Source organism: Legionella norrlandica (assembly GCF_000770585.1).
Classification (GTDB): domain Bacteria; phylum Pseudomonadota; class Gammaproteobacteria; order Legionellales; family Legionellaceae; genus Legionella; species Legionella norrlandica.
The window spans coordinates 1-9,655 of record NZ_JNCF01000088.1 but is presented as its reverse complement, the minus strand read 5'-3'; the positions used below and the strand labels follow the sequence as shown (position 1 = coordinate 9,655).

Genomic DNA, 9,655 nt, shown 5'->3' with positions numbered 1-9,655 from the left:
ATCGCCTTTAGGGCCAGTCAATCCTTGAGGCCGGCTTCGCCTCTGTCGCCTTTAGGGCCCGGCAACCCTTGAGGCCCGGTTTCGCCTCTATCGCCTTTAGGGCCAGTCATTCCTTGAGGCCCGGCTTCACCTTTATCGCCTTTGGGGCCTTGAGGTCCAGATGGGATACTATTAATTTTAGTGGTTAATTCATTCTTAAGCTCAGAGACTTTGTTATCAACGTAGGCTTGTGATGCTGGATTGCTTTTGGCAAATGCTATTTGAGTTGTGAATAAAATTAATAAAATGCTGTTGAGGATTTTATTCTTATATATCATTTTTACTTCCTACTGTAAGCCAGGGTTGTTGAAATTTTTACTATCTTGGCTGGTTTGAAAACCCAATCTAGTGAAATATTACTAGTCCTTAGTTAAATCATTAAAATAATACCCAATAAAACGGCATGCTGAATAGGGATATTTTGTACATGTCCGATACCACTTTCTAAATCAATAGTGAAATCCGGCTTAGCTCCAAATATACCTTGATAGGACAAGGTGATGCTGGCGTTTGGCGTAATGGTATAGCCACATCCGGCCATTATTTCACCTGCTAGTTGAGAGATGTCATTAATAGTATCTCTATCCATTTGCCATTGCCGATAAGCCCCGCCTGCTTTGAGTTGGAGAAATAAAGGAGCAGTCAACTTAGGGGTAATGCGCATGGTGGCTAAAGCATCTACCATGGGCTTCAATGTTGTTTTAACCAGAAGCCCTCCAAGAGCATCGATTTCCTCTTCTGTCATTTGTAATCTCATTTGGTTTCCACTTTGCAAACCAATTTCAAGTCCAAACAAAGCGGGCCCTTTTATTAATAGATCTCTTCCTATTGCAAAACGACCTGCTGCAGTGATGTGATCACCTCGGTGTACGTATTGATAATCGGCATATCCTAAACTCGCGGAAATTGTCCAGGGATAATCGATGGTTTTTGAACGACCTGTAATGGTAAAACCGAATGTGATGAATATAAATACACTAGAAACTGAAATGATTTTTGATACATTGATTTGTTTGAAAACGCAAAAATTCATAGATTAACTTCCATTGCAATTAATAATTGATATTTCTTTATTAAAGTGAAATTGTTTTAGTCCTTATTTAACATCCGCAAGCTAATGATAAAGAGAGAATAGGCTTCTTCCAGAACTTTACTGCCATGGAGAATTGCTTTGTCGATACGGTGGCTGAATCCTCATGTACTAACGCGCACACTGAGGTTCTCTGCTCCGTTTCTCCTTGCACCATTCTCATGGCATCGAAAGAAGACCATTGTCTAAACAGCGGTTTCGAAACCGTTAGAATCTTATAGGAATATTTTAGGATAATCTAGAAAATCAATTGGATTATTCTATGGATCACGTTTATTTTTTAATGATTCCATAAGTTTTTATTTTAGCCTGTGCTAAGTTAATTAATATATACCTAAGAAAGGTAAAAATTTTTTTTCAGGCCTAAACTTATATTAAAAATGACCGAAAAAGAGATAAGCACCATGATTTTCAATTTTTAGCACAAATTTTGCATGAAATGATTAAAATAGCATGAGGGGGCGGCACCATGAAAAAAATACTATTAACAATATTCATGATGTCAATGGTAGCTGTGCTTAATGCAGGAAATTTTTATGGAACGGCATTGTGTGGATATCCACAGTATGAGTGCATTAAGATAACAAGTGGGCAAACTTGGGAAAAATTATTCCCTGACCCAGTTCAGCGTGATATCGTTCAAAGAATCAATCGTACTTATAATTATCTTTGGTCTGGAAAAGAAATAGCGATACCTAAGAATCTAGCCAGTATTAATATTTTTGATGTTTCTCCTTTCCCACTCAAAATTCAAGGTGAAAATGAAAAGCAAATTATTGTAGATCAAGAGAAGCTGGCTTGGGGAGCTTATGATGCTCAAGGTAATTTAGTATGGTGGGGTCCCATTTCTTCTGGAAGTGATAAATGCTCTGATTCCAATAAAGTTTGTCGTACCCTAACAGGAATTTTCCGCGTATTCAGTAAGGAAAATGTTCGCTGCACCTCCGATGTATTCCCTATAGGAAAAGGCGGTGCCAAAATGCCCTACTGCATGTACTTTCATAAAGGGTTTGCTTTGCATGGCTCCGATGATATTCCTGGAGTAAGAGCTAGCCATGGGTGTGTCCGTATGTTTATCCAAGATGCAAAATGGTTAAACGAAAATTTTGTTGAGTTATCTAGTGAGCGTAATAATTTTATGGGACTAAGGTTATTGTCCGTCCTTTAAATGATAGTGAGAAGAAAAAATGAACAGAATAGCTAAAGATTCTATAAAAACAATTTTGTTGCTTCTCTTAACTGGTGCATTAAGTTTCTCTGTTTATGCGTCAAAATCCAACACAGCGACTACTGCAAATGATAAAGCTGAAAAAAAGGACGATGCTAAATTTCCATTAGGTTGTACGCCCGTTGGGTATCAACAGGATTTAAAAGTCTTGACTCTATTTCCTGGTAAAGAGGGAGCATTACAATCGATGTATTTTATTTACAATAAATTACCAGAAACTATAAGTTTATATCAGATGCATGATAAGGAAAGTCTATATTCCTATTGGCTAAATCATTCTGTGAGGGGTAATTCCTGGGCAGTTTTAGCAACTGGTGAAAGAAAAGTAAAATTCATTTGCACTTTGGGTGATGGTAAAACATCTTATGGGAAAATAGTGGATTGTGCAGAAGCAGTTAAAGTATGCGAATATGTTAATGTGAAGTTTGGTCTAAACAACAAAGGTAATTTTTGGATAGTTGATAGCAATACAAGAAACGGGGCAGTCAGTCAAGTAGTGCATTATGGCATTATACCAGGAGTATAGGTAGCCAGGAAAGAGGGGAATTTTCATGAAAACACTAGTACCTTGGGTGTGTTTTTTTGTCGCATCTGCAAGCCAACAAGTTTTTGCTGATGATTTATTCAATGCTTATCGATTAGGTAATTATAACGAAGCAGCTGAGCCCCTAATTAATAAAGCAGGAACGGATGCTGTTGCCGACTATTATTTAGGACGGCTTTATCTTTATGGCTACGGTCAGTTAAAAAATAATAATGTGGCCATGCGTTATTTTACCAAGTCAGCCGAACAAGGTTATTTGCCTGCGATCCAGTTGATGGCTAAATATGAGTTACTTCATGAGAAAAATCCAGAGCAAGCCGTCCGCTGGTTTAAACAAGCCGCCTCAGCAGGGGATGTCAGTGCACAAATGTTTATGGCAGCAGCTTACTTATATGGGGTCGGAGTAAAGAAAAGTACAGATGTTGCCAGACGCTACTATATTGATGCAGCAAAGAATGGCAATGCCATTGCGCAGTATACCTTGGCGGATTATTTCCTAGACAGCAAGAATGGGAGTAATAAAAAATTAGGCATGATTTGGTTGAGTAAATCTGCTGAGAGTGGGGATCCTAAAGCATTAACTGCTTTAGGTCGCTTTTATGCCACCGGTCAAATGGTAACTAAAGACATCCCGAAGGGTACTGAGCTGTTAAATAAAGCGGCATCAAAGCAATATGCCCCTGCTATGGTAGAGCTTGGAAAAATTGCTTTAATGCAAAATCAGTATGATGAGGCTATTCAATGGTTTAATAAGGCAATCAATCGTCATAGTACGGAAGCTTTGCTTCAGTTAGCTTATATCTATTTACAAGAGAATAGTCCAATTCACGATCCTAAAACAGGATTCTTATGGGTTTTAAAAGCAGCACAAAATGGTTCTACTCAAGCTCAAAAAGAATTAGCCAATTTATATCAAAAGGGTATTGGGGTAACTGCCGATGAAGGATTAGCCAAACAATGGGCTCTTAAGGCTTCAGAAAATGAAAAGAAAAAAGAAGACCCTCCAGCTCTAGTTCAAGCCGCATTATGGTTAAGCAATGATGCTACTGACAAAATAGATGAGACTGCTTATCAGATGAAAGGGATATTTAGCCCATGGTCAAATAAATCCGCTTTGAGAAATAATAGTTATAACCAATCTCCTAAACTGGAAACAATAGCACGTCAGGATATTTTCAAACCACAATTTGAATTAACTCAACCTAACGACATCCCTATAAGTAATTATTATGATGCATTGATTAGTAAGGAACTTGAATTTCAAGAAAATCAATGGGTTTATCCCACTTATGCACTTAATCCCTATATAGAAGCATTGCAGAGAGCGTATAGTCCAGTGGTGCAAAAAATAAATTTGCCAGCACCCTATATTGATGCCAATTATAATTATTATGATGGAAGTGAAGATTCCCAATTTGATTCAATGGAGCTTTGGACTAAAGGATGGCAACAAACTGTTAATTACATGTCTGTTGTTAACTATTTGTATTTCCGAGCAATATTAGGGAATGCTCAAGCACAATTTGAAATTGGTCAATTGTTTCAATATGGTATTGGTCTAGTTCAAGATGACGCTTCAGCCATTATTTTTTATCAAAATGCAGCAGAACAAAAGCATTTGGGCGCTGAATATAATTTGGGAATACTTTATTTAAAGCATGGTAAAGATCCAAATGATTTCCAGCAAGCAGTAACCTGGTTAACAGATTCTGCTTTCAAAGGGAACAAAAGAGCACAGTATGTACTGTCAAGAATATTGCAGAAAGGAATAGTTGGTGCTGACGGAATAGAGCATGTTAAACCAAATAATGAACAAGCAATGGCCATGCTGTATCTCTCAGCAGCAAACAACTATGGCCCAGCTCAATATGATTTGGCTGAGTATTTAGCAAGAGATTATCATAATGGCCTAAGTGTAGAGGTCAGAAAACAAAAAATCGCGTTATTACGAAGATTATATCAAGGAGCAGTAAAAAATGGGGTGGCGCAAGCTTTATTACCCTTAGCATTTTATAATGCGATGGATGAAGATAAGCAAAAACAGGATCAGGCATTTAAAGTAGCTGAAGAACAGGCTGAAATGGGTAATGAAAAAGGCGCTTTGCTATTGGGCATGCTCTATGATCGTGGCATTGGCACAATGTCTGATCCAGCAAAAGCCATCTATTGGTATCAAAAATCCGGCCAAAATCCAGTAAGCCAATTTATATTAGGCACGTATATTACAGAAGGGAAGAATGTTGCTCAGGATAAAGAAAAAGGAAGTGAGCTGCTGAGACAGTCTGCAGACGCTAAATTTTCTTATGCTGATTTTAACTTGGCAGTACTGAGACAACAATCAGGAGAAGATTTCCTACCCGATTTAATTAATGCTTACGAATTAGGTAATAGTCATGCTGGAATAGTATTGGCGGATTATTATTTGTCTGACAGTAACGATCCGGAAAAAATGAATCAAGCCAAAGAGATATACAAAGGCTTGGCTGATAAGGGCGATCAATATGCGCAATTAAAATTGGCTTATATGCTGCAAAAAGGATTAGGGGCAGAACCTGATCCTATTGCGGCACAACATTGGTACACTGCTTCTGCTGAGCAAGGTAATCCAAAGGCGCAGTATTTATTGGGTCAATTTTATCAGGTTGGGGCAATAGGTGAGCCTGATTATAATTTGGCTAAATACTGGTATCAAAAAGCTGCAGAACGATTGCCTCAGGCTGATGTGGCATTAGGTTTTATTTATGAAACGGTGGATGATGATTATGCTCAAGCTTTAAAAGCTTATGAGCAGGCAGCAGCAAAAGGAGACGTATTAGGTGCCTACAATTTGGCCTTAATGTATGAGTATGGTAAAGGTGTGCCAGTGGATTATTCTAAAGCAGTAGCCTTACTCAAAGACGCTGCAGAACAAGAAATCCCAGAGGCCATGAGCCAATTAGCGGGAATGTATTTTTATGGTTTGGGGCAGCCGAGAAATGAACAACAAGCTTTGGTTTGGTATAAAAAAGCAGCAAGCTTAGGTAATAGTAATGCCTTGTATGCCTTGGGATTATTATCTGAAACAGGTGTTGGTATTAAACTGGATTTTCCTGATGCTTTAAGATATTACCAAGAGGCCTCTGATAAAGGTAATGAAAAAGCAATGCTGGCTTTAGCTAGAATGTATCATTACGGTCTTGGTGTAGAAAAAGATCAAAAGAGATCGGCTAGTCTTTATGAGAAATTAGCACAAAAACAAAACGCTTATGCTCAATATCAACTAGGTACCTATTACATTGAAGGAACTGCGGGGGAGCAGCTGCCTGAAAAAGGACGTCAATTATTGGAGCAAGCCAGCGAGAACGGTAGTTTACAAGCGCGTCGGGTATTGCAAAGATTAAATGCACAAACCCAAGATAAAGTCAGCTATGTGGAGCCGGTCCTATTTAATCAAGTGCCCAAATTTGATGGGCAAAATGCAGATATGATTTATTTTGATGCGTTAAATGAGTGGAATCATGGAGAGGAAATGTTATCAAGAATGATTTTACAGCGTTTAGTTACTCAATATCCTAATTTTCTGCCTGCGAAGCGTGCCTATGAGCAACTGAATCAGGCGAAATTAATTGATAATTGGGGATAAAGGACCCATGTTTGTAATAGAGATATTTTATCTATAGAAATTCTTTGTCAAACTTAATAATTATGCTGGGCCAAGAAAGAGCTCAGCTCCTGCTATATTTGCTGATGTGTAATAGCCCACAAGATATTCTCATATACTGTTTCATTTTCCAATCGGTAATAATGGGTTTTCTCCTTATTAAATTAATGTTATTGATATTAGTATTAAATTTTACCTTCTCCTAACTCTTTACGAAAATGTCCTTATAGCTTATTGTAAATAACGTGAGTTCGACAAAATAAGGCATTTAGGTCTTTTATGTTGCCTCCGATTTGGCTTCTATCGAACGTAAAATAATATTTAAAGAATTATTTAATCAGATTCAGATAATTCGGGACAATAATTATTGAGGATGTTGATATGAAATATGCTGTCACCTATTGTACTTTTGATAGAGAAGCTGGTGGGAATCCATTGTGGCATAGTTGTATATTGCTTTCACAACTCGATGAAACTAATAAATTACTGGAAGTGGTTGATACTTGGGGATTTTATGGATTGCCAACAACTAATCGAAGTGATTCTTGGTTTGATCAACTCAAAATTAAAATTGGCCTGGATGTCGATTTAGTTGGTAATCATGGAATATTGAAACATGAGGAGCTTAGATTCCTTGATTTGGGTTGTGGTCTGCATGGAGTGACTTTCGAATTGACGAAACAGCAATTCGATTTTTTGCAGAAAAAATGTATGGAGACAGCAAATGATCAAGAGAAAGCGATAAATGAGTTTGTTGAAACTCAAGGCATTAAAGGGAAACCACCAGAGAAAACCAGAATTTACTCCCATGAGCAGTTCTCAAGATTAATTTACGAAACTGAAAAGATAAAAGCGGAACAGCAAGGGAGGGAACCAGATTAAAACCTTTTGAACTGCGCTTGACGTGGGGATTGTTTGGGCCTAGTTTAGCACTCTCTCATACTTGTAAAACCCAATCTTTGTCATTATTGTCTTACGTATTGTCAAAAGAGCAAATCGAAAGACTGACAGAATATGGCAAACACCCTACCTTGCCCAGATTTAGTGGTGTAATGGAGCCCATTTTTTTACATAGCACAGGGCCTTTGCGTCAGCATAAAAAATCTTCTGGTAAGATAGTCTACTACCGTGATTTTAAAGATCCTGAGGTTAAACTTTATTGGACTGTTCCTCCTCAAGAGCTTGAGGCATTGTCAGAGGATACCATCAAATTATTTGAAGTAGATGCCGAGTATTCTGAGGAAATAAAAACAGTTGTAAGAAGGTTGCAACAACTGGAGTGGCTATTAAGGAATGCCCCAATACCCCCAAAATATCGACAATATCAAGGCGAATTAATCAATAAAGTCATTGAGTGTTATAGAGCCTTTGCTATTATCGAACCTAAGCAGGAAAAACCGAAAATTAGCGGCTTATATGGTTGGGCACTCTCTTTATTTTCGGCACCAAGAAATGAGGAGGAAAGAAAATTACAAGACAAAATCAGAAAGGCAAAATGGTTATTTAATTCAATCTACATGGCCATGGACTTGCAAATAAATGATAATGCTCCTATGGAAAATACTATTCCTTATAATGAAGAAATTGATGAAGACCGATTTGAGAATATCGCGGAATCGGTGGTTTCTTATTTACCAGAACAGGATAAAATCAATCTTTGTAAAATTATCGGACGAAATTATTGCAAAGATGATTCAGTCCAGGAGGAAGAGATAGTGGACCATCGAGACTCTTCTCTTTTATCTCCACAATATTCTTAAATATAGTGCTCCCTCCCTATTTTCCTCGAACCTACGGCTTTTAATGGCCTCAGAATCGGGTTTCCTTAAATTGTAACTGCTTACGCTGTATCGCCGGAATGCCATAGTTGGCTCATCTTGAATGTAAAGCTGGACACAACTCTGGCATTCCACCAAGATTGAGGTGATGTACCCTGAACGGTTTTCTTAAACCAGCTATTAACTCATGCCAATACGAAAAGGCTTATTTTCCTCTGTATACCGAGATTTCATTATTTCAACTATATTGGAAATTAGTTCGTCGCAAGGCCCATTTCTTTCACCACCTGTTATATTGGCATCAAAAAAGCGACAATTGCCATCCATTTTTTTGCCCAAATAAAACTCATGTTCAAATTTCTTTTGTGGGTAAGTAATTAGAAGATGTTGACTGTCCTCTAGTAATTTAGAGAGAGTTTCTTTTTTTAAAGAGCTTTTTTCGACAGTTTTATCTAAGTGTGGAATGTTATTTTCTTCAAAAGCAAAATGATCAACGTCAGGATTTCTGGACTCTAATTCCTTATTTTCTTCTTTAATTGCCAATTCTAAAAATCTTTGATCATTTGCTAAATATTCTCCAGGATTTTTTCCACGTAAAATAAGACTGAGATAAGCATTAGTCATTGGCCGACACATCCCGACCGGATCACCGTTATCATTAAGGTATAGATTATATTTCTCTAAGACTTCCGCTTGAGTAGTGAATGGGGATGGAGAGGTTTTCTTTTGTTGGGGTAGTTTAAAGAAAGTAAACATAATTATCCTTTATTTCCTTTTTATACAAAAAAGAGAAATTATAACATAAATGATCCCTTAGAGCAGCGAGAGTTTGCTTCATTGATACAGTGTTTCGAGTCTTTAAGAGCTGCGCCAGTTTTATTTCTCTAGTCCTCCTAGCGCGCTCCCTACTGTAACAAGTTTGGAAAGAATATCTAATAATTAATCCCTGTTTATATCAGAGTCTTAACCATTGTATCAATAGTTAAGATTCTGATATAAATTCGCATTACTTATTCACAGTCGGATTATAATCAGTAATATATTCAATCATAGCTCCACAGTCTAGTATATCTTCATTACTGACCCACGGATTCATGCCCGCCTTGATTGAGCCAAATATCGTATGTGCCAGGTATCCCGCCTCACCATAAACAACTTTTTTTGGATCAGCTTCACTCCCTTTCTGGGCTTCTTCCTCAGCTTCTTTACGAAAACCAGTAGCTGTTTTCCTTTCATTTTTTACCGTTTTTCCCCATTTACGCATATTATGCAGGAATTCCTCATTATGATGATTGTCTATCTCAATTCCTCGCTCTACATGCTCTCTTTGCTCTGG

The 9,655-nt window shown here is 37.6% G+C and carries 7 protein-coding genes and 2 pseudogenes; 5 read left to right on the top strand and 4 right to left on the bottom strand.

The features are described from left to right. A pseudogene (locus tag OK13_RS12960) lies at positions 1 to 317 on the bottom strand (collagen-like adhesin Lcl); the annotation flags it as partial. 92 nt (positions 318 to 409) lie between these two features. After that, positions 410 to 1,072 carry a hypothetical protein gene (locus tag OK13_RS12955; RefSeq protein ID WP_035891433.1) on the bottom strand — a complete coding sequence of 221 codons (663 nt, stop codon included), beginning with the start codon at positions 1,070 to 1,072 and terminating at the stop codon, positions 410 to 412. Positions 1,073 to 1,598: 526 nt separating this feature from the next. Here OK13_RS12955 and OK13_RS12950 point away from each other — a divergent pair. The 5 genes and pseudogenes from OK13_RS12950 (at position 1,599) to OK13_RS15935 (ending at position 8,301) form a co-directional block, all read left to right on the top strand. After that, a pseudogene (locus OK13_RS12950) lies at positions 1,599 to 2,320 on the top strand (L,D-transpeptidase). Next, entirely contained in the window at positions 2,317 to 2,883 is a 567-nt protein-coding gene (locus OK13_RS12945) for a hypothetical protein (RefSeq protein ID WP_035891429.1), read from the top strand. Before OK13_RS12950 ends, OK13_RS12945 begins: the two are co-directional and overlap by 4 nt. 25 nt (positions 2,884 to 2,908) lie before the next feature. Next, on the top strand, positions 2,909 to 6,523 hold the full coding sequence (locus OK13_RS12940; RefSeq protein WP_035891427.1) for a tetratricopeptide repeat protein: 3,615 nt from the start codon (positions 2,909 to 2,911) through the stop codon (positions 6,521 to 6,523). A gap of 399 nt (positions 6,524 to 6,922) precedes the next feature. Continuing rightward, entirely contained in the window at positions 6,923 to 7,423 is a 501-nt protein-coding gene (locus tag OK13_RS15940) for a hypothetical protein (RefSeq protein ID WP_277619311.1), read from the top strand. 29 nt (positions 7,424 to 7,452) lie between these two features. After that, positions 7,453 to 8,301 (top strand): hypothetical protein, encoded by an 849-nt coding sequence (locus OK13_RS15935; RefSeq protein ID WP_277619310.1) that lies wholly within the window; start codon positions 7,453 to 7,455, stop codon positions 8,299 to 8,301. A gap of 198 nt (positions 8,302 to 8,499) precedes the next feature. Here OK13_RS15935 and OK13_RS12930 read toward each other — a convergent pair whose 3' ends face one another. Both OK13_RS12930 and OK13_RS14635 read right to left on the bottom strand, forming a co-directional pair. Next, positions 8,500 to 9,075 (bottom strand): hypothetical protein, encoded by a 576-nt coding sequence (locus tag OK13_RS12930; protein WP_052117691.1) that lies wholly within the window; start codon positions 9,073 to 9,075, stop codon positions 8,500 to 8,502. Positions 9,076 to 9,325: 250 nt separating this feature from the next. Next, positions 9,326 to 9,655: hypothetical protein (locus OK13_RS14635; protein WP_035891426.1), on the bottom strand; the 330-nt coding region annotated here is incomplete at its 5' end.

Bases quoted from the DNA above. Each gene is read 5' to 3' on its own strand.
- OK13_RS12940 (WP_035891427.1), top strand. From the start codon at position 2,909: ATGAAAACACTAGTACCTTGGGTGTGTTTTTTTGTCGCATCTGCAAGC.
- OK13_RS12945 (WP_035891429.1), top strand. From the start codon at position 2,317: ATGAACAGAATAGCTAAAGATTCTATAAAAACAATTTTGTTGCTTCTC.
- OK13_RS12930 (WP_052117691.1), bottom strand. From the start codon at position 9,075: ATGTTTACTTTCTTTAAACTACCCCAACAAAAGAAAACCTCTCCATCC.
- OK13_RS15940 (WP_277619311.1), top strand. From the start codon at position 6,923: ATGAAATATGCTGTCACCTATTGTACTTTTGATAGAGAAGCTGGTGGG.
- OK13_RS12955 (WP_035891433.1), bottom strand. From the start codon at position 1,072: ATGAATTTTTGCGTTTTCAAACAAATCAATGTATCAAAAATCATTTCA.